This is a genomic window from uncultured Mucilaginibacter sp. (assembly GCF_903913935.1).
Taxonomy (GTDB): Bacteria; Bacteroidota; Bacteroidia; order Sphingobacteriales; family Sphingobacteriaceae; genus Mucilaginibacter.
Map to the genome: position 1 here is coordinate 1 of NZ_CAIWNH010000478.1, position 17,988 is coordinate 17,988.

Annotated in this window: 19 protein-coding genes and 1 pseudogene; 6 read left to right on the forward strand and 14 right to left on the reverse strand. The window is 43.7% G+C overall.

Annotated features, from left to right (window positions below; translation table 11 throughout):
- Positions 1-100: 100 nt before the first annotated feature.
- Positions 101-754: a DUF6624 domain-containing protein gene (locus QZY09_RS19025; protein ID WP_295674904.1), complete on the reverse strand. Its 654-nt coding sequence runs from the start codon at positions 752-754 to the stop codon at positions 101-103.
- Positions 755-796: 42 nt separating this feature from the next.
- Positions 797-1,813, reverse strand: a complete 1,017-nt coding sequence (locus tag QZY09_RS19030) for a tetratricopeptide repeat protein (RefSeq protein ID WP_295674907.1) — start codon at positions 1,811-1,813, stop codon at positions 797-799.
- Between the two features lie 112 nt (positions 1,814-1,925).
- Here QZY09_RS19030 and QZY09_RS19035 point away from each other — a divergent pair, with 112 nt between their 5' ends.
- The 3 genes from QZY09_RS19035 to QZY09_RS19045 all read left to right on the forward strand — a co-directional run bounded on the left by QZY09_RS19035 (position 1,926) and on the right by QZY09_RS19045 (position 4,358).
- The gene (locus QZY09_RS19035) at positions 1,926-3,143 is read left to right on the forward strand and encodes a serine hydrolase (RefSeq protein WP_295674908.1); all 1,218 of its coding nucleotides are present in this window, start codon (positions 1,926-1,928) and stop codon (positions 3,141-3,143) included.
- A 68-nt stretch (positions 3,144-3,211) separates the two neighbouring features.
- Positions 3,212-3,544 (forward strand): YbaB/EbfC family nucleoid-associated protein, encoded by a 333-nt coding sequence (locus QZY09_RS19040; protein WP_295675002.1) that lies wholly within the window; start codon positions 3,212-3,214, stop codon positions 3,542-3,544.
- Positions 3,545-3,680: 136 nt separating this feature from the next.
- Positions 3,681-4,358, forward strand: coding sequence for a metal-dependent hydrolase (locus QZY09_RS19045; protein ID WP_295674911.1), 678 nt, complete (start codon positions 3,681-3,683; stop codon positions 4,356-4,358).
- A gap of 285 nt (positions 4,359-4,643) precedes the next feature.
- Here the strand turns inward: QZY09_RS19045 and QZY09_RS19050 are convergent, their stop codons facing one another.
- The 6 genes and pseudogenes from QZY09_RS19050 to QZY09_RS19075 form a co-directional block, all read right to left on the reverse strand.
- Complete coding sequence (locus QZY09_RS19050; protein WP_295674913.1) at positions 4,644-5,906, reverse strand: glucose-1-phosphate adenylyltransferase; 1,263 nt, start codon at positions 5,904-5,906, stop codon at positions 4,644-4,646.
- Entirely contained in the window at positions 5,903-7,327 is a 1,425-nt protein-coding gene (locus tag QZY09_RS19055) for a glycogen synthase (protein ID WP_295675003.1), read from the reverse strand. Before QZY09_RS19055 ends, QZY09_RS19050 begins: the two co-directional genes overlap by 4 nt.
- Before the next feature lie 387 nt (positions 7,328-7,714).
- Positions 7,715-10,525 carry a DNA polymerase I gene (gene polA / locus QZY09_RS19060; RefSeq protein WP_295674915.1) on the reverse strand — a complete coding sequence of 937 codons (2,811 nt, stop codon included), beginning with the start codon at positions 10,523-10,525 and terminating at the stop codon, positions 7,715-7,717.
- A gap of 195 nt (positions 10,526-10,720) precedes the next feature.
- Positions 10,721-11,263, reverse strand: a pseudogene (locus tag QZY09_RS19065) (DNA-3-methyladenine glycosylase I); the annotation flags it as partial.
- A 28-nt stretch (positions 11,264-11,291) separates the two neighbouring features.
- Positions 11,292-11,654, reverse strand: a complete 363-nt coding sequence (locus QZY09_RS19070) for a four helix bundle protein (RefSeq protein ID WP_295674916.1) — start codon at positions 11,652-11,654, stop codon at positions 11,292-11,294.
- A 49-nt stretch (positions 11,655-11,703) separates the two neighbouring features.
- On the reverse strand, positions 11,704-12,048 hold the full coding sequence (locus QZY09_RS19075) for a carboxymuconolactone decarboxylase family protein (protein WP_295674918.1): 345 nt from the start codon (positions 12,046-12,048) through the stop codon (positions 11,704-11,706).
- A gap of 255 nt (positions 12,049-12,303) precedes the next feature.
- Between QZY09_RS19075 and QZY09_RS19080 the strand changes: the two genes are divergently transcribed.
- Genes QZY09_RS19080 through QZY09_RS19090 form a run of 3 tightly spaced genes read left to right on the forward strand, consistent with a single transcriptional unit; the run spans position 12,304 to position 13,462 of the window.
- Complete coding sequence (locus QZY09_RS19080; protein ID WP_295674920.1) at positions 12,304-12,681, forward strand: glyoxalase/bleomycin resistance/extradiol dioxygenase family protein; 378 nt, start codon at positions 12,304-12,306, stop codon at positions 12,679-12,681.
- Positions 12,681-13,049: a VOC family protein gene (locus tag QZY09_RS19085; RefSeq protein WP_295674922.1), complete on the forward strand. Its 369-nt coding sequence runs from the start codon at positions 12,681-12,683 to the stop codon at positions 13,047-13,049. The genes QZY09_RS19080 and QZY09_RS19085 overlap by 1 nt, the downstream gene beginning before the upstream one ends.
- Before the next feature lie 47 nt (positions 13,050-13,096).
- Entirely contained in the window at positions 13,097-13,462 is a 366-nt protein-coding gene (locus QZY09_RS19090; RefSeq protein WP_295674924.1) for a hypothetical protein, read from the forward strand.
- On the opposite strand, the gene QZY09_RS19095 is transcribed toward QZY09_RS19090, so the two are convergent.
- The 6 genes from QZY09_RS19095 to QZY09_RS19120 all read right to left on the reverse strand — a co-directional run bounded on the left by QZY09_RS19095 (position 13,457) and on the right by QZY09_RS19120 (position 17,657).
- On the reverse strand, positions 13,457-13,789 hold the full coding sequence (locus QZY09_RS19095; RefSeq protein WP_295674926.1) for an MGMT family protein: 333 nt from the start codon (positions 13,787-13,789) through the stop codon (positions 13,457-13,459). The genes QZY09_RS19090 and QZY09_RS19095 overlap by 6 nt on opposite strands.
- 108 nt (positions 13,790-13,897) lie before the next feature.
- Positions 13,898-14,548: a tRNA (guanosine(46)-N7)-methyltransferase TrmB gene (gene trmB, locus QZY09_RS19100; protein WP_295674928.1), complete on the reverse strand. Its 651-nt coding sequence runs from the start codon at positions 14,546-14,548 to the stop codon at positions 13,898-13,900.
- A 167-nt stretch (positions 14,549-14,715) separates the two neighbouring features.
- Positions 14,716-15,522 (reverse strand): TPM domain-containing protein, encoded by an 807-nt coding sequence (locus tag QZY09_RS19105; protein ID WP_295674930.1) that lies wholly within the window; start codon positions 15,520-15,522, stop codon positions 14,716-14,718.
- 10 nt (positions 15,523-15,532) lie between these two features.
- Positions 15,533-15,967: a TPM domain-containing protein gene (locus tag QZY09_RS19110; protein WP_295674932.1), complete on the reverse strand. Its 435-nt coding sequence runs from the start codon at positions 15,965-15,967 to the stop codon at positions 15,533-15,535.
- A gap of 120 nt (positions 15,968-16,087) precedes the next feature.
- The gene (locus tag QZY09_RS19115) at positions 16,088-16,687 is read right to left on the reverse strand and encodes a LemA family protein (protein WP_295674934.1); all 600 of its coding nucleotides are present in this window, start codon (positions 16,685-16,687) and stop codon (positions 16,088-16,090) included.
- Between the two features lie 553 nt (positions 16,688-17,240).
- Positions 17,241-17,657: a hypothetical protein gene (locus QZY09_RS19120; RefSeq protein WP_295674936.1), complete on the reverse strand. Its 417-nt coding sequence runs from the start codon at positions 17,655-17,657 to the stop codon at positions 17,241-17,243.
- Between the last annotated feature and the right edge of the window lie 331 nt (positions 17,658-17,988).

Here is a 17,988-nt window from a genome sequence, read left to right on the forward strand (position 1 = left end):
AAACCCCTCTCCGTCGTTTTTACCCACCCATACAAATCATTCATATACTGTGGATGATCTGTCATCCGTGTTCTTAAGAAGATAATTTTAAGATCATCCTTTATTGTATATCAGCTAATTTCAAAACCTTGTAGGTAATGTGCATCACTTTAGCATTTTCCTCAACAGTTGATTCCAGCCCGGCCTTCTTACGGCGTTCATTTACCGTTTCCGCATCCTTTATTGGCCATATAAAGCAAACATATTCCTGCGAACCGTGAGGTTTACTGCATACGGCCTGTGTACCATATATCTGTTCTTTTTTCTGGCTTACCAACTGCTGATCAACCATCATCGCATAATATTTGTAAAAGAGCTCACCATTTTCCGCCGCTTTTTTTATAACAGGCATATATTTGAATTTATCATTGGCGTGCTGAATCACGTACCAGGCCACTTCTATAGTGCCGGGTCCTACAAGCGTTTTGCCAGGGTAGCCATAAATCTTAAATATGCTATCCACAAAGACAACATTCAAGGAATCAATGCGATCCTGCTCCTTCCAAATCTTCGCATAAAGCACTTGGTCGTTCGCAGAATAGCCTTGAACGGTGGTATCCCTTTTTAAAGGATCAATCAAAGGATGTAAATCATGTCGGCGCGTTTCAAGAATCATAATGCTATCCAGCTGTTTTTTCAGTGTGATATTTATTTTGTCCTGGCCAAATACAATGCCCGAAGTGAAAACTAATAGTGCAAGGATGAGGTTTTTCATGAAATGGATTTTAATAAAGATAGGTTAATAAAGACAAAAAGTTCAAAAGCTTCTTTCCGTTGTTTTCACCCACTCATCCAAATCATTCATATTCTGTGGATGATCACTAATCCATTTGGCGCTTTCGGCGTTCCCCGGATTGAGCATCCTGGCAAAGGCCGGCATATCGGGTGATTGCGCCAACTGGTAGAAATAATCGGCAAAGTATTTTCTGAACGCAGGATCAGCATTTTGTTTATCGGCTAATTGGCCAATGGCGGTAAAAATATTGGTTAACTGCGCGGTTAATTGGTCGGCCGGGGTGGAGTATTTCTTTTTATTTGCATCAGCAATGGCTTTAGTGATGGCGTTGTTCAAGGCGATACTGTTAGCATCCACCATTAGCACGGGTGTGCCGGCGGGCGGCCTTAAAATACCGCCCTGTAAAATGTGTGTTATGTTTCCATACGCCTCCGTAGTTCGGGTGGTGTTAGGCTCAAGCAGGATAAAGCTGCATAAACCCAGCAAAGCATTGGCCCTTTTATTTTGATGAAAACAAACCAGGGCGTACATGCGCTGGGTGCTGGCGTGTTTGGGGTCCAGCTTCATCGACTCGATAGCGCATTTTTCCGCCCCGGCATAATTTCTATCTCTAAAATAAACCAGCCCTAAATTGTAGTAAATGCTCTGGTATTTAGGGTCGAGTTTTAAGCCCGCCTTAAAGGCTTCAATGGCTTTGGCCGAATCGTGTTCTTTATCATAGATGCTGCCCAAAAGGTCATAAGCCCAAATGGTGATGGAACTGTTGGAGTTAATAACTTTTTGTAAATATGGTATACCTTCCTTTCCCCTCTCTGACGCCAGCAGGGAAAAAGCCATGCCATAATTCGCATAAATATTCTCCGGATCCAGTTTTAAAGCCTGGGTATATTTGTCGACAGCCTCGCTATATTTTCCGCCCTTGTTCAGTTGTACTGCTTCTTTTGTGAGTGATTGGGCATCAACCGGATCCTGGGCAAAGCCGGCTTTAGCAATTACCATTAAAACAAAGAATACCAGGAAAAAGCGAAACGATTTCATGGTTAAATTTAATCAGATGTTAACCAAATTGAAAATAATTAAAACATTATGTTAAACATGCGGGTATAATTTCTAATTTTTGCATCCGTTCTAATGTGTGGGATATTTATTTATGAGATTTGTGTATAAAGCTGTTTTAATTTCTGCCATCTGCTTGTTTTCTTTAAGCTCCTGTACGTCGGGTGCAAATAAAAATAAAAAAGATAGTGAGCCCGTTAAGCCTGCCGGCCCGATGGATACCAAAGCCCTGCTGGCCTACGACCCCAAAAATGCCGATAAAAAGATTGATGCCGTAATGGAGCAATTGCACCGTACGCGGGCTTTTAATGGTAACGTTCTTGTGGCCAAACATGGCAAAATTATTTACGAAAATGCCATTGGCTGGGCCGATTACCTGCGCCGCAAAGAATTAAATATCAACTCGCAGTTTGAGCTGGCATCCGTTACCAAAACATTTACCTCCACCGCCATACTGATGCTGATGGAACAAGGTAAGCTTTCGTTAAATGATGACGTAAAAAAATACTTCCCTGATTTTCCGTACGATGGTATTACCATTCGTTTGTTGCTTACCCATCGCTCGGGGATGATGAACTATGTTTATTTTACCGATGATTTGTACCGCGCTGAACACCGTGACCAACGCAAAGGCCTTACCAATGCACAGGAAATGGCGCTCATTGCCCAATATAAACCGCGCCCGTTTAATAAGCCCGACAAACGCTTTTTATACAATAACTCCAACTTTATGGTGCTGGGCTCCATTATTGAAAAAGTTACCGGTCAGTCCTACGCTGATTTCGTGAAAACACATATTTTTATCCCGGCTGGAATGGCACATACTGCCGTTTATTCAAAAGCGGTTTACGAAAAAATCCCGGTTGATGTGGTAGGGCACGACAGGGGACAATGGCGTTATTCGGTAGCGCAAAACTTCCTGGATGGCCCTGTAGGGGATAAAGGCATTTACAGCACTGTTGGCGACCTATATTTATACGACAGAGCGTTGCGCCAGGGCCGACTGCTAAAACAGGCCACTATGGACTCTGCTTATGTTCCGCGTAACCCAATGCTGCATGGCCATTTTAGTTATGGCTATGGCTGGCGGATTTTTGAAGCACCAGGCAAACAGGTGATCTATCATACCGGCTGGTGGCATGGTTTCAGGCATATTTACTTACGGGATATTAAGGATGATATCACCATTGTATTGCTGTCAAACCTTTCAAACGGGAGTTTGCTAAAATTGGATGATCTTTTTAACGCAGCCGGTATGCCAATCGTTAGAAAGAGCGCCTATAAAGGTAATGGAGATACGAGTGATGATTAATGTGCAGATATGCAGATGCGTGGATGTGCAGATGAAGAATTAATCGATACTGCCCAATCATCAAAATAATCTGCACATTTGCACATACGCACATCAGAAATATGTTTGATAAACTAATGCAGGCCCAGCAAAAAGCGGGCGAAGTAAAAAAGAGGCTGGATGCCATTACCGTAACCGGCGTTGCTGAGGGCGGCAAAATTTCTGTTACTGCTAACGGGAATAAAGTGGTTCAATCCATTGTAATTGACGATCACCTTTTTAACGAGGGCGATAAAGAGCAATTGGAAGAACTGCTGATCATCGCGATAAATAAGGCTATGGAACAGGCGGACAATGTAAGCCAGACTGAAATGGCCGCGATGACCAAAGAAATGTTTGGCGGGCTTGGCGGAATGTTTTAAAAACTTTACAAACAGGGTACACAAAGTTTTTGAATATTGGATGCCGAATAACGAATTTTGAAGCGTCGAATTTGTTCAATCGATAATCTAAATTTAATATTCTTTATTCGATATTTAAACAAAAGATCCTATCTGTATGAAAATCACTTATTATGGCCATTCCTCTTTTGAGGTGGAAACTGGCGGCAAAAAATTACTTTTTGATCCTTTTATTTCTCACAATGCCCTGGCGGCGGCAATTGATATCAATAGCTTAAAACCTGATTACATTTTGCTTTCCCATGGGCATGGCGACCACATGGCCGATCTGGAACCGATTCAAAAAAACAGCGGAGCGAAGGTTATTTGCATTGCCGATATCGCGGGCTGGTTAAATAACAAAGGGATCGACAACGTGCATGGTATGAATTTCGGCGGTGGCTTTAATTTTGATTTCGGCAGGGTAAAAATGGTTTACGCGCTACATTCCAGTTCAATGCCGGATGGCGCTTATGGCGGTAACCCGGCCGGCTTTGTGATCATTTCTGAAGGGAAAAAGCTTTATTTTGCAGGTGATACCGCGCTCACATTTGACATGAAACTGCTGGCCGATGAAAATCTTGATTGCGCAATTTTACCTATCGGCGACAACTACACCATGGGTGCAGATGATGCCATAAAAGCGGCGGGCTTCGTCAACTGCAAAAATGTTATAGGGATGCATTACGATACGTTTCCGGTTATTAAAATCGATAAAAACGAAGTGAGCGAAAAGTTTGAAAAAGCAGGTCTTAATTTATCGTTGCTTCCCATAGGGGGCAGCTTAACTATTTAAAACAAAAAAGCTCCCCGGTTTTGCGGGGAGCTTTTTTGTTTTGTTACTGCTGTTTAATTTGCTGGTTTATGGAAAGGCGGACAATACGGCTATCCGCTAACCATTGTATGGACTGGTTATATGCAAGTTATTATCTCCCGGCAAAAGGAATCTATAGAAGTGCTCAGGAATAAGTTGAATCAGCTTGATAAATGATGATTTGAACAATCCACATTTATCAAGCCAATCCTCTTAATTCAACTATGTTATTGACTAAATCCGAAATCGAATATTCGAGATCTGAAATTATATTACCGTTCCGTTTGGTATAACCGCTCTTTTTTTAACAATCACGATACCATCCTGAACCACGTAAGGGCCGTAATCACCGTTCTCCAGCTTTTCGCCGCAATTTATTTGAACGTCATCGCCTATATAAGTGTTTTTGTCGATAATAGCGTTTTTGATATGGCACCGGTCGCCAATGCCCATTAAGGGTGTCTGGCTTAAATGCGATTCCTCGATCTGTTCAAGGGTTTGGTAATTATCGCTACCCATCACATAACAGTTTTCAATAATGGTTTCGAAACCGAGACGCGTACGAACGCCGATAACGGACCGGGTAATGTGGCTGGCATTGATGATACAACCATCGGCGATGATCACTTTATCCACGTGGGTCCCCGACATTTTTGACGGCGGCAACATACGTGCCCGGGTGTATATCGGGTGCTTGTCAAACAAATTAAATTGCGGGATATCATCTGTCAGGCCAAGGTTAGCATCAAAAAATGAAGGGATGGTACCGATGTCTGTCCAGTAACCTTCGTACTGGTAACTTAATACGCGATGATCCGTGATGGACTGTGGTATAATTTCCTTACCAAAATCCGTGCGCTCATTTCCCTGCAAAAGGTCATATAAAAGTTTGCGGTTAAACAGGTAAATCCCCATTGATGCCAGGTAAACCCTGCCCTCTGCGGCCATTTGCGGGCTCACTTCCGATGCCCAGCTTTCGAAATTGGTTTTCGGTTTTTCAACGAATGCAGAAACCATGCTATTTTCATCCGTTTTTAATATGCCAAATCCAGGCACATCGTTTGCATGAACCGGGATGGTGGCAATGGAGATTTCTGCATTTTTTTCAATATGCTCATTAATCATCGCCTCAAAGTCCATCTGGTACAGCTGGTCGCCTGAAAGGATCAGTACATATTCAAATTCATGTACGGCAAGGTGATGCAAACTCTGCCTCACCGCGTCAGCGGTTCCCTGGTACCAGGCCACACTTGAGGGCGTTTGCTCAGCGGCCAGGATGTCAACAAAAGCCTCGCTGAAACTGCTAAAATGGTAAGTGTTTTTGATGTGCTTATTTAACGATGCCGAATTAAATTGCGTTAATACGTAAATCCGGTGAATACCCGAATTAAGGCAATTTGAAATAGGGATATCCACCAGCCTGTATTTACCTGCAATAGGAACAGCTGGTTTTGAACGTGTTGCGGTTAACGGAGATAACCGGCTTCCCTGGCCACCGCCAAGTACAATGCAAATTACTTTTGAGGTCATATTATTGGATTTAAGCTTTCATAAAGGTTTATATACTCTTTGGCTGAACGATCCCAGGAGAAATCGAGTGCCATCATTATTTTTCGCAAATGTTGTACGTGTTTAGTGTTTTCGAAGAGCGTTAAGGCCCGGCTTATCGCATCGCAAATATCATCAATGCTGGCATTATTATAGCTGATACCATAGCCGCCTTCATCGCCAAAATCGATAACAGTATCTTTCAAACCGCCAGTGCTCCTCACCATGGGTAAAGTTCCGTAGCGCAGGGCATACAGCTGGTTAAGCCCGCAAGGCTCAACCCTTGAAGGCATCAATAAAAAGTCTGACCCGGCATAGATCAGGTGCGCCAAGGCTTCATCGTAACCGATAAAAACATTGCACTGTTCGTGGTAAATTGTCTTTAAATGTAGCAGGGCATTTTCAACACCTTTTTCGCCTGCTCCCAAAATCAGCATATCAAATTTGCCCGGATGCTCGTTAAAGCTTCTTTCAAGCGCGGCCGGCAAAATGTCGGCGCCTTTTTCAAAAACAAGCCTGCCAATGAATGATATCAACGGTTTTTCAGGCGTAAAGTCAAACCTTTCGCAAAGGGCTTGTTTATCGGCCTGTTTCCCTTTGGTTATTTGTTTGATGGAGAATTTATGCGGGATCATTGGGTCCTTATTGGGGTCCCATATCTCCGTGTCAATCCCATTAATAATGCCGCATCCTTTTGCCCGCTCAAGGTAAAATAAATATTCCAGGCCGTTGGAACTGATTGAAAGCTCCTGCAAATAACTTGGAGATACGGTGGTAAAACGCCAGCAGCATTTTACCGCTGAAGCCAGCGGGTTAATGGTTCCGCCCCAATCCAGCAGGCCCGTTTTGGTGATGTCTATTTCAGGCAGGTACGACAGCTTATCCCATCCGAAAGCGCCGTGGTATTGCCCGTTATGTATGGTGAGGATGGTTGGCACATTTGCCAGCCGGGTATACAGTTTTGAATGTTGTAATAAAAATGGAACCAGCCCCGAGTGGTGATCATGACAATGGATCAGGTCGGGCGTTTGCTGCGAATAGCTGATCCAGTCGAGAAAAGCGATCTGGAAGGCGATGAATTGTTCCGTTTCATCAGGGTATTGGTAAACTTCTTCCCGGTCAATTAAACCGGGGATCTTTACCAGGTACAATTCAAAACCCAGTTTATCGGTTCTCTCTTTTAGTATCTCAAAATACAAACGGCGGGTACCCAGCAGGGTTGAGGCCTGGAAAACGGTATCAAAATGATTTTCCTGTACAAACCGGCGGTTGTAATAAGGCATAACAACAGCTGCCTTTAAACCCAACAGGTTTTGGTATTTAGGCAACGCGCCCACCACATCGGCAAGACCGCCAACCTTGGCAACTGGATAACATTCGGCACTCAGGTGAAAAACTCTCATCAAAAATATTATTGGCTCAATTTAAGCAAAGTAACCATCAAATAAACAAATGTGTCCTGATATAATTTTTAAAAAATTATTTTTATTAATTGTTCAGCGGGCGGGGCTGTTGATTTTGAAATTAGAATTTAAAGGTTACTTTCTTTAGTAAATCTTCATAAAAATGCGCTTTTTGACAATATTTTTTATGGAAATGTAAATATGTTATATCGTTTTTTAGCCCAAAACTGTCATCGCAAGAAGCCAGCCGGCCTATTGGCGGAGTATGATGAGGCAATCCCATCTTGTTACACAAACCATTTACGTGACAAAGATCACCACTGGAGATTTACGCTTTGATCTGCAAATTTTTATTAATCAATTTCTTAACCCTACGCTGCCACCACCTCAATGTGCCTCCAGCCAGTTCACCCCTGTGCCAATCTCCACCATAATGGGCACGGTAGTTTTGATGGCATTTTTCATGTTCTCCATAATGATGGGTTTTACAATTTCCACCTCGTGATGTGGTACATCAAACACCAACTCATCATGCACCTGCATGGTCATGCGGGCATCCAGGTTGCGGGCTTTAAATTCGCGGTGGATATTGATCATCGCTATTTTTATCATGTCGGCAGCGGAACCTTGTATCGGCGCATTAATGGCATTTCGCTCTGCAAAACCACGTACCGTTTGATTGGCTGAATTAATATCGCGCAGGTACCTGCGGCGGCCCATCAGTGTGCATACATACCCGTTTTCGCGGGCAAAGTTCATGGTATCCGCCATATAACTTTTGATACCGGGGAACTGTGCGAAATAATTATCAATTATCTCGGCGGCTTCCTTGCGGGGGATCCCCAGGCTTTGCGATAAACCAAAAGCCGACTGCCCGTAAATAATGCCAAAGTTTACCGCTTTGGCATTACGGCGCTGGGTACTGGTTACCTCCCCCAGGCTGATGCCATACACATTGGCAGCGGTAGCTGTGTGGATGTCGAGGTTTTGCACAAAAGCTTCCATCATGTTGGCATCTTTGCTGATCTCCGCAATAATGCGCAATTCTATCTGCGAATAATCCGCAGATACTAGGGTATGCCCGCTATCCCGCGGAATAAATGCTTTCCTTACTTCCCGCCCGCGCTCGGTGCGGATAGGAATGTTTTGCAGGTTGGGGTTATTGGAGCTTAAACGCCCGGTTGCCGCTACCGCCTGGTTGTAGGAGGTATGCACCCTGCCGGTTTTACGGTTTACCATGGTCGGCAGCGCATCCACATAGGTTGATTTTAACTTTTGCAGCTGGCGAAAATCAAGGATATCTCTTACAATATCACTTTTGGCGGCAAGCCCCATCAATACATCTTCACCGGTTTGGTATTGGCCTGTTTTGGTTTTTTTTGCTTTGGGATCGAGCATCAGTTTTTCAAACAACACCTCGCCCAACTGTTTTGGCGACGCGATATTAAAGCGTACCCCTGCTTTTTCAAAGATGATTTTTTCGAATTTGGCGATATCTGTTTCCAGTTCTTTTGAAAATTCCTTCAGCGTTTCGTGGTCTATCAAAACGCCTTCGTACTCCATATCGGCCAGCACATAGATCAGCGGGTTTTCAATTTCGTTAACGAGTTTTTCGCTGTCAACTTCTTTTAGTTTGGGCTCGAAAATGGTTTTCAATTGCAAGGTGATGTCAGCATCCTCGGCGGCGTATTCCTTTATTTTTTCGATCTCCACATCGCGCATGCTGCCCTGGTTTTTGCCTTTTGCACCAATGAGTTCAGTTATGGATACCGGTTTGTAATTCAAATAATTTTCAGAAAGCACATCCATACCGTGGCGGGTATCGGGGTCAATGACGTAATGGGCCATCATGGTATCAAAAAGTTGGCCTTTTACTTCAACGCCATACCATTTCAGCATTAAAATATCAAACTTCAGGTTCTGGCCAATTTTGCCTACACCAGCATCTTCCAGCACTGGTTTAAACTCATTTACTATCCCCTGGGTTATTTCCTGGTCTGCGGGAACCGGGATATACCATGCCTCGCCGGGCTTTATAGCGAAGGATAGCCCTACCAATTCACAATCATTGGCATCCGTGCCGGTGGTTTCCGTATCAAAACAGAAACTTTTTTGCTGCGCGAGGATTTCAATAAGCGCTCTCCTTTTTTCAGGTGTATCTGCTAAATGGTATTCATGTGCTACGTTATGGATGTTTTTAGCGTCTGCCGCAACAGGCGGTTCGTAAATATCCTGCATATCGACCGCCAAAACCGGGCGGCTATCATCAACAGGGGCGCCAAACAAATCCGTTTGAAAGCCGGCGGCCCGTGTTTCCGTTATGCTGAAATCATCCCCAAAAACCCGTTTACCTAAAGTCCTGAATTCCAGCTCGGCAAATAAAGGCTCCAGCAGGTCCTTGCTTGGCGGGCCCATTGCCAGGCCCTCTTCATCCAGTTCAACAGGAACATTGAGGATGATGGTAGCCAGCTTTTTCGACATCATGCCCTGATCGGCAAATTGCTCCACATTTTCGCGCTGCTTGCCTTTCAGTTCGTGGCTATGGCTGATGATCTCTTCAACCGAGCCATATTGTTTGATCAATGCCTTGGCAGTTTTTTCACCAATGCCGGGGATGCCGGGGATACCGTCGACAGCATCGCCCCAAAGGCCCAAAATATCTATCACCTGTTCAACGCGCTCAATTTCCCATTTCTCTAATATTTCCTTTACGCCTAATATCTCCATCTCGTTACCCATGCGTGCAGGTTTGTAGATAAAAATATTTTCGGATACCAGCTGGCCGAAATCCTTATCAGGTGTCATGCAATATACCTGGTAGCCCTGTACCTCCGCTTTTTTGGCCAGGGTGCCGATAATATCGTCGGCTTCGTAACCATCAGAGGTGATTACCGGGATATTAAACCCAAGGATCACTTTAAATATGTAAGGCAATGCCGCCGACAGATCTTCGGGCATACTTTCCCGGTGCGCTTTGTAGGCTGCAAAATCAATATGCCGTTCGGTAGGCGCTTCGGTATCAAATACCACGGCCATATGCGTAGGTTTTTCTTTTCTGATCACCTCGAGCAGGGTATTGGTAAAACCCATCACCGCCGAAGTGTTTAAACCGCCCGAAGTAAAACGCGGGGTTTTGCTCAACGCAAAATGCGCCCGGTAAATAAGGGCCATGCCGTCCAGGAGAAATAACTTTTTCATTTTTTTATAATGATTACGCCGATTGTTGTTTTTGATTACACCGATTGATTATGTTGATTACACCGATCCATCAAAAAAGTGTGTTTCAAAAATACAACTTATGTTGATTAACAAAACTTATCGATGAAATCCTTTTTTCAAATCAATGAAATCCCCAATAAAAATCGGTGGAATCAATACCTAATCGGTGAAATCTTATTTAAAAGAACAATCCGGCAAATGATCATTCACCATACCGGTGGCCTGCATGTGGGCATAGCAGATCGTTGTGCCGAAAAACTTAAAGCCGCGTTTTTTCATGTCCTTGCTGATCGCGTCGGAGATAGGGGTACTGGCAGGTGTGCTACCTGAAAAATTATTTATGGCCTTCCCACCTGGCATAAAACTGTACAGGTATTTATCAAACGAGCCGAATTCCTTTTGCACTTCAATAAAAAGCTTTGCGTTGTTGATGGACGATAAAACTTTAAGCTTGTTGCGGATAATTCCCGGGTCATTCATCAAACGCTCCACATCCCCATCATCAAAGGCGGCTACTTTCTGCACATCAAAATCAGCATAGGCTTTGCGATAACCCTCGCGCCGGCGTAAAATAGTGATCCAGCTTAAACCTGCCTGGGCAGATTCCAATACCAGGAACTCAAACAGCTTTTTATCATCATGTACCTCTTTGCCCCATTCTTCGTCATGGTATTTAAGATAGAGTTCATCTTTGCCGGGCCATGAGCATCTCTTTAAGTCTTGAGTCTAAAGTCTTGAGTCATTTTTATTTGAATTTTTCCGGATTGTTTATCATGAAGATTAGCAAACGCGTAACTTCGTCACTTTGCTTGTCAAGTTCATCATATTTCTCTTTGTTGATATAGTTACATGCAAGACAAGCATCCAACCACGCTTGGGTTTCACCATTTTCCATGTCGGCATCGGTTAGTTTACTAACAAAATGATTAGGATATCTTCTTTTTTTATAAGCTTCCGCAATTGATGCAAAAACCGATCTTGATGAACGCCTGATCTGATCAATTAAGCTATAGGTTTCTTCTTTAGGAAATGTTTTGGTGATGAAAAAAATTTCCATAGAAAGTGCAAAAGCCTTTTTGTATGCAATTAAATCCCGAAACGAACCCATAAATTAGAAATTTGCTAAATATAAGAAAACCTGACTCAAGACTTTAGACTCAGGACTTAAAACAAAGCTCATCCCAATATTCTACCGCTCTCCGGTAATGCGGAATCACAATTGATCCACCCACCAAATTGGCGATCATAAATACCTCATTCATTTCATCATGATTGACCCCCGCTTCGTGGCATTTGCCTAAATGGTATTTAATACAATCATCGCAACGCAAAACCATCGAAGCTACCAGGCCCAGCATTTCCTTGGTTTTCACATCCAGCGCGCCTTCGGCATAGGTGGTGGTATCCAGTGCGAAAAAGCGCTTGATATTGGTATTGGCGGTTTCCATGATCCTGTCGTTCATTTTAGTACGGTAGGATTCAAAATCTTCTATTAAGGACATGTTTAATTAGTGAGTTATTGAATTAGTGATTGATGTAATTTCGGATTTCGGAATTTCGATTTCGGAATTAGAGCTGCAATTTTATTTATTGATCGGTGCAAAGTTCTAAAAAAGTATCGCGGTGTCCATATTTCCTAAAATAAAAAATCCGAAATCGAACATCCGAAACGGCATAGCCTTCTTGAACACCGTTAAAAATAAACCATCGTGAAAAATCCGAAATAAAAAAATAAATTTACTTCAAATTAAAACCCCATGGAAAGTCTCTCCCCCAACATTTTCGTTGAAGACATGAACGAAACCATCAGTTTTTATATGTCTATCGGATTTCAACTGGTAATGACCGTACCCGAAGCCGGTACTGAATTTGTTTGGGCGATGATGAGCAATGGCGACGTTACCTTTATGTTCCAGACCTTTGAAAGTTTGGATAAGGAACTCCCGAATATCAGCCGGCGAAATGGCGGATCGCTGTTGTTTTATATCAAACTTAAAAAGATTCGCGAGTTTTTTGAGTTGATCCATGAAAAGGTAACGGTATTGAAAGGCCTGGAAACCACTTTTTACGGCGCTACCGAATTCTCCATCCTTGATAATAATAACTACGTTTTAACTTTTGCAGAGGACGAATAATGATCAACTTTATCCGTGCCGACCATATCCATATTTGTGTACCACCTGAGCGACTGGAAGAGGCCAGGCAATTTTACACCGGTATCATCGGCCTGAAACTGATTGAACGGCCCGACAAGATCTTTGGCAATGCAGGTTATTGGTTTGATATAGGAAATATCCAATTGCATATCGGGGTGGAACCTTCATTAGCGCGCTCCATCAGGCATACCGCTTTTGAAGTTGCCGATGTACAAGCGGCAAGGTATTTGCTAGAAGAAAATAACATTGAAATCCTCGAAGAGCCAAAGATCCGCGGCCGTACGCGCTTTGCATTTATCGACCCTTTTGGCAACCGGATGGAATTGTTACAAATGATTGATGAATAAGATTATATTTTTTAAATTTAGCATTAAATTAAAAGACTAAGCAGCATATGAAATTCATTTCCCCCAAAATTCATGGTGTAATCGACTATTTAATGGTGATCGTATTGCTATGTTCTCCAGCCTTTTTTTCCTTCACCGGTACACTGGCTATTTTTACCTATGCGCTGGGGGCAGTTCATTTGGTTTTATCAATTTTGACAGATTATCCTTTAGGGATTTTTAAAGCTATCCCTGTTACCATACATGCCACTATCGAGGTTTTGGTGGGTATTACTCTTATCATCCTGGCGTACACCCTGTTTGGTGACAACCCCGACGGCAAGCTTTTTTATGTGATCTTTGGCACGGTGATATTGCTTACCTGGCTGGTAACTGATTATATGGGTAACGAATTTAACGAGGCTACCTTATAAAGCCAGTTCGATTGACGGATCCCAGTATAACTTTTTAAAATCCTGCACCTGGTCGTCTACCACTTTTACGCCTTCGCTTTCCAGCAATTGCTGCATCAGGTTACCGCCGAAATGAAATTTGGCAGTTAACAAACCCTGCCTGTTTACAACCCTGTGCGCCGGTACCGGGGGCATCGCATTTCCGCAGGCCTGCATGGCCCAGCCTACCATCCGAGATGAACCTTTAGTGCCCAGGTAAGCGGCAATAGCGCCATACGAAGTTACCCTGCCAACAGGGATCAGTCGCGCCACTTCATAAACCTTTTCGAAAAAATTATCATCTTTCATTGGCTGTGCGTTAAACTTTATTGCCTCACCCCGGCCCTCTCCAAAGGAGAGGGAGTAAAAACACTCTTTCTTAAAGCACTCTCCTTTGGAGAGGGTTGGGTGAGGCCTCTATTCAAACGAAAACTTCAGATAGTTGATATTCTTATCGTGCTTTAAATATTTCTTTTCGTAATAGGTTTTGATGGACAGCACCTCATCTGCAAAATCGGAGTGATATAGATCCTCAGTTTTGATGTGCAGCTTCATGCCGGTGTCAGCAATTTTTTCAGTGGTATAGGCATGCAGGCCGTCGTTATCCGTTTTAAGGTTGATAAAGCCGCCCGGTTTTAACAATGGTTTGTACTTATCAAGGAATCGGGATGAAGTGAGCCTTTTCTTTTCGCGGCTAACCTGAAGCTGTGGATCTGGGAAAGTGATCCAGATCTCATCTATCTCGCCTTCACCAAAATAATCAAGGATGGTTTCTATTTGGATCCGAAGGAATGCCACATTGGGTACGCCATCTTCCAGCGCCGTTTTAGCGCCGCGCCAGATACGGTTGCCCTTGTAATCAATCCCGATAAAATTCTTTGCCGGAAACAAACGGGCCAGGTTCACGGTGTATTCGCCTTTGCCACAAGCCAGCTCCAGCACTACCGGGTTGTTGTTTTTAAAATGACCTGTGCTCCATTGCCCTTTAAATGGTTTACCTGCATCCAGCTGCAAAACATTGCTGAAAGTATTTACTTCGGCAAAACGCCTTAACTTATCTTTTCCCAATTCAAAAAATTAAAGCGCAAAAATAGGATTTTAGCGGCTTAATCGATCAAAATATGTTATCCCGTTCTTTCTTTCGTCTTCCCCGCTGCCAGTCTTTTCTAACTTTCGGTCTTTTCTGACTTTCGGACTTTCGGTCTTCCCTCTCTTCCTGTCTTCCCGACGTCCTCCTACCAGCTGCCGCTGGCGCCGCCGCCGCCGAAATCTCCGCCGCCAAAGCCGCCGAAACCACCGCCACCGCTATCACCACCGCCGCCGCCAAAGCCGCCATCGCCGTTGGAGAAACCTCCCCAGCCACCACTGCCCCGACCCAGCAAAGTACCGCCCAGGAACCACCAGAAAGGGCTTGCACCGCCCCTGCCGCCAATGATATGGCCACCTCCACCGCCTCTGCCACGCAGCACGATGATGACAACAATAATAACAATGAAAAATATAATGCCGTAACTGCCGCTGTAATCCTGTTCTTTTTCAGCAACAGCTTTTTTAGGCGCTTTATATTCGCCCTTCATTAATTTTATCAGGTCGTCAACACCGGCATTTAAGCCACCGTAATAGTCGCTTTGTTTAAAGCGGGGCAACATATCGTTATGGATGATCTCGTTAGCCCTGATGTCAGGCACAGCGCCTTCAGCGCCGTAACCGGTTTGTATGGTAACTTTATGGTCGTCAAAAGCAACCAGTATCAGTATACCGTTGTTTTTTCCTTTTTGGCCAATGCCCCAGGCGCGGCCCAGCTTTTGCCCGTAATCGGCTATGTCATACTGGCCGACGGATTTGATGATCACGATCGCGATCTGCGTAGAGGAGGTATCACTGAACGAAGCCAGCTTATACTCCAGCATATGCCTTTCCTCATCCTGCAATACGTGTACATAATCGGTAACCAGCGTGGTTGATTTTGGCGGCAGCTGCTGTGCAAATGCCATCAGCCCGATGAACAGCAGCGAAAATATTATGGTTAATTTTTTAAACATGATCTTAAGTTTATTCGCCATCCATAAAGGCAATGTCGTCTGATATTTCGTTATTGTCGCCCTTATGGTGAGGGAAATATTTTTGCAGGTGCTCGCCTGCAATCGCAAGGCCGGTAACAATACCTTCAACAATATCGCCTACTTTAAAATGCTTCAGCATGTCATCCTTGGTATCATCCCAAAAATTATCAGGCACCACTTTATTAATGCCCGCATCGCCAATAATGGCAAACTTACGGTCAACGGTGGCCACATATATCAGCACGCCGTTACGCAGTTTGGTTTTATGCATATCCAGCTGGTGAAAATATTTGGCTGCGCGGTCGAGCACTTGCTCGCTGCAGGTTTTTTCGATACAAACACGCAACTGCCCAGAGGTATGCCTTTCGGCATCCTCAACCGCAGTGCGGATCCGCTGTTGTTCCTCGTCGTTAAATACGGCCATAATTTTTGATTTTTTTGATTACACCGATTTTGTTCTTTGATTTCACCGATTATGCCGGCTTTATAACCGGGCAATCAAAATCAGTGTAATCGAAAATAAATCGGTGTAATCATATGCTAATTAAAATTGTACTTTCGGCGCGTTTTGTGCCCCTGCTTCGGCTGCAAAGCTGCCTTTTACGGTATACCCGTGCGAGCCTGCTACAATACTGTACGGGAACGAACGGATAGTGGTATTGTAATCCTGTACGGAACTGTTAAAATCCATACGGGCTACCGAGATCCGGTTTTCTGTACCTTCCAGTTCTGCCTGCAGGTCGCTGAAGTTTTGGTTAGCTTTCAGGTCAGGATATCTTTCTGAGGCTACCAGCAAACGACCCAAAGCGGTGCTTAACTGGCCCTGTGCAGCCTGGTATTTCTGGATAGTTTCGGGGTTAAGTTTGGTTGGATCAACCTGGATAGAAGTTGCGCGTGCCCGGGCATCGGTAACTTCAACCAAAGTGCTTTTCTCGAAATTGGCAACACCTTTAACGGTAGCCACCAGGTTAGGGATCAGGTCGCTTCGGCGCTGGTATTGCGATTGTACCGCACCCCATTTAGCTTTTACAGCCTCATCTTTGGCAACAATGCCATTGTTTAAACTCTGACCATAAAGCCATATCAGGCCCCAGATAATAATAATGCCGACAACGACACCAATTGCTATAAATAAACCTTTCATGATTTTTTTTCTGTTTGATTTTAATTCCTGTGAATTTACAATTTAGAGTACAAAACACATACCGTTGTTACAATTGATTATTTGTTATGCCATTATGGCAATAGCTGTGGTTTTTGTAAATGTAAATAAAAAGAATGGGATGAAAAATGACGGTGGTCAATTGTGAAGGACCATAGTGGATGGTCCATTGACCATGGAAGAATTGAGATGGTAATATTATCATCTTGCTGCTATGGACCATGGACTTCTCACCCGTCCGTCCGGTTTTGAGTTGCGACAGGTAAACCTGTTATAAAACTGACAGCCGGCAAATAAATCAACCCGTCATTGCGAGGAGGAACGACGAAGCAACCTCGTAGCCAATGCATAACCGCCAACCTATCAGCGACGAGGTTACCGCGCTACGGTCGTAATGACAAAGTTTATTGGGCTATGTTTCGATGGACTCAACCCTTATCCACCCAACCAATGACTTAATGACCTAATGACATCCCCGTCCGCACCCATCCGCATCACCCTCTATTCAAAACCGGACGGACGGGAGGATACGCTATCAATAATCCTTCGCTATTTTTTCTGCAGCAAATATACTGTCGGCTTGTGTGCGGGTGATAGTGTGGGTACTGTCGCCTAAAGAATAGAGAAAGGAAATGGTGTCCTTACCCTTTCGTTTTGCAAATTTGGTTAGGATAGAAATAGCCATTGGAAACCCTTGCTTTGGGTTAATTGTATAATCGTCACGCTCGAATTCAACGCCATAGTCGTTAGTAAAAAAAATTAGTTTCTCCCCATGTCCGGTTACTTTGTTTTTGGGTTTCCAATCAGCTTCGAAAAAGCCATAAGAAGAGGTGTTATGCCACCCTGCGGGTATCACCGGAATGCCCCTGGTTAGCCTTCGGGCGTTAAACGTCATGCCAAATTTATCCTGGCAAATATTGTTTTTGTATTTGTCGATGTCTCGCTTAGCCATCTGCCAGCCGTTAAGCAGCATGACACCGAAGTAGAGAATTCCAATCAAAATGCCCATAATAGGATACTTTTCTACTATAATTCGATAGACAATCGGAGTGATAGTTAACAGAAAAATGCAACTGTATTTAACGATCAACCAATTCAAACTCCGCAATTCTACGACATCATCAAGGTATATCCAAAGAACGATGAATGCGATTGCGATAGATAAAAAAATGATGTCAAATTTTTTCATTGTATCCAGGTTTGGTTCGGTTACGGCATTTCAAATTTAAGCAAAAATACCATAAAACGTGTTTTGCAATTTGTCCACATCCATCCGCATCACC

What these genes read in the sequence shown, in the direction of transcription:
- QZY09_RS19025 (WP_295674904.1), bottom strand. Translation starts at nt 754, where the DNA reads ATGAAAAACCTCATCCTTGCACTATTAGTTTTCACTTCGGGCATTGTA.
- QZY09_RS19030 (WP_295674907.1), bottom strand. Translation starts at nt 1,813, where the DNA reads ATGAAATCGTTTCGCTTTTTCCTGGTATTCTTTGTTTTAATGGTAATT.
- QZY09_RS19035 (WP_295674908.1), top strand. Translation starts at nt 1,926, where the DNA reads ATGAGATTTGTGTATAAAGCTGTTTTAATTTCTGCCATCTGCTTGTTT.
- QZY09_RS19045 (WP_295674911.1), top strand. Translation starts at nt 3,681, where the DNA reads ATGAAAATCACTTATTATGGCCATTCCTCTTTTGAGGTGGAAACTGGC.
- QZY09_RS19050 (WP_295674913.1), bottom strand. Translation starts at nt 5,906, where the DNA reads ATGACCTCAAAAGTAATTTGCATTGTACTTGGCGGTGGCCAGGGAAGC.
- QZY09_RS19055 (WP_295675003.1), bottom strand. Translation starts at nt 7,327, where the DNA reads ATGAGAGTTTTTCACCTGAGTGCCGAATGTTATCCAGTTGCCAAGGTT.
- polA (WP_295674915.1), bottom strand. Translation starts at nt 10,525, where the DNA reads ATGAAAAAGTTATTTCTCCTGGACGGCATGGCCCTTATTTACCGGGCG.
- QZY09_RS19070 (WP_295674916.1), bottom strand. Translation starts at nt 11,654, where the DNA reads ATGGGTTCGTTTCGGGATTTAATTGCATACAAAAAGGCTTTTGCACTT.
- QZY09_RS19075 (WP_295674918.1), bottom strand. Translation starts at nt 12,048, where the DNA reads ATGTCCTTAATAGAAGATTTTGAATCCTACCGTACTAAAATGAACGAC.
- QZY09_RS19080 (WP_295674920.1), top strand. Translation starts at nt 12,304, where the DNA reads ATGGAAAGTCTCTCCCCCAACATTTTCGTTGAAGACATGAACGAAACC.
- QZY09_RS19085 (WP_295674922.1), top strand. Translation starts at nt 12,681, where the DNA reads ATGATCAACTTTATCCGTGCCGACCATATCCATATTTGTGTACCACCT.
- QZY09_RS19090 (WP_295674924.1), top strand. Translation starts at nt 13,097, where the DNA reads ATGAAATTCATTTCCCCCAAAATTCATGGTGTAATCGACTATTTAATG.
- QZY09_RS19095 (WP_295674926.1), bottom strand. Translation starts at nt 13,789, where the DNA reads ATGAAAGATGATAATTTTTTCGAAAAGGTTTATGAAGTGGCGCGACTG.
- QZY09_RS19105 (WP_295674930.1), bottom strand. Translation starts at nt 15,522, where the DNA reads ATGTTTAAAAAATTAACCATAATATTTTCGCTGCTGTTCATCGGGCTG.
- QZY09_RS19110 (WP_295674932.1), bottom strand. Translation starts at nt 15,967, where the DNA reads ATGGCCGTATTTAACGACGAGGAACAACAGCGGATCCGCACTGCGGTT.
- QZY09_RS19115 (WP_295674934.1), bottom strand. Translation starts at nt 16,687, where the DNA reads ATGAAAGGTTTATTTATAGCAATTGGTGTCGTTGTCGGCATTATTATT.
- QZY09_RS19120 (WP_295674936.1), bottom strand. Translation starts at nt 17,657, where the DNA reads ATGGCTAAGCGAGACATCGACAAATACAAAAACAATATTTGCCAGGAT.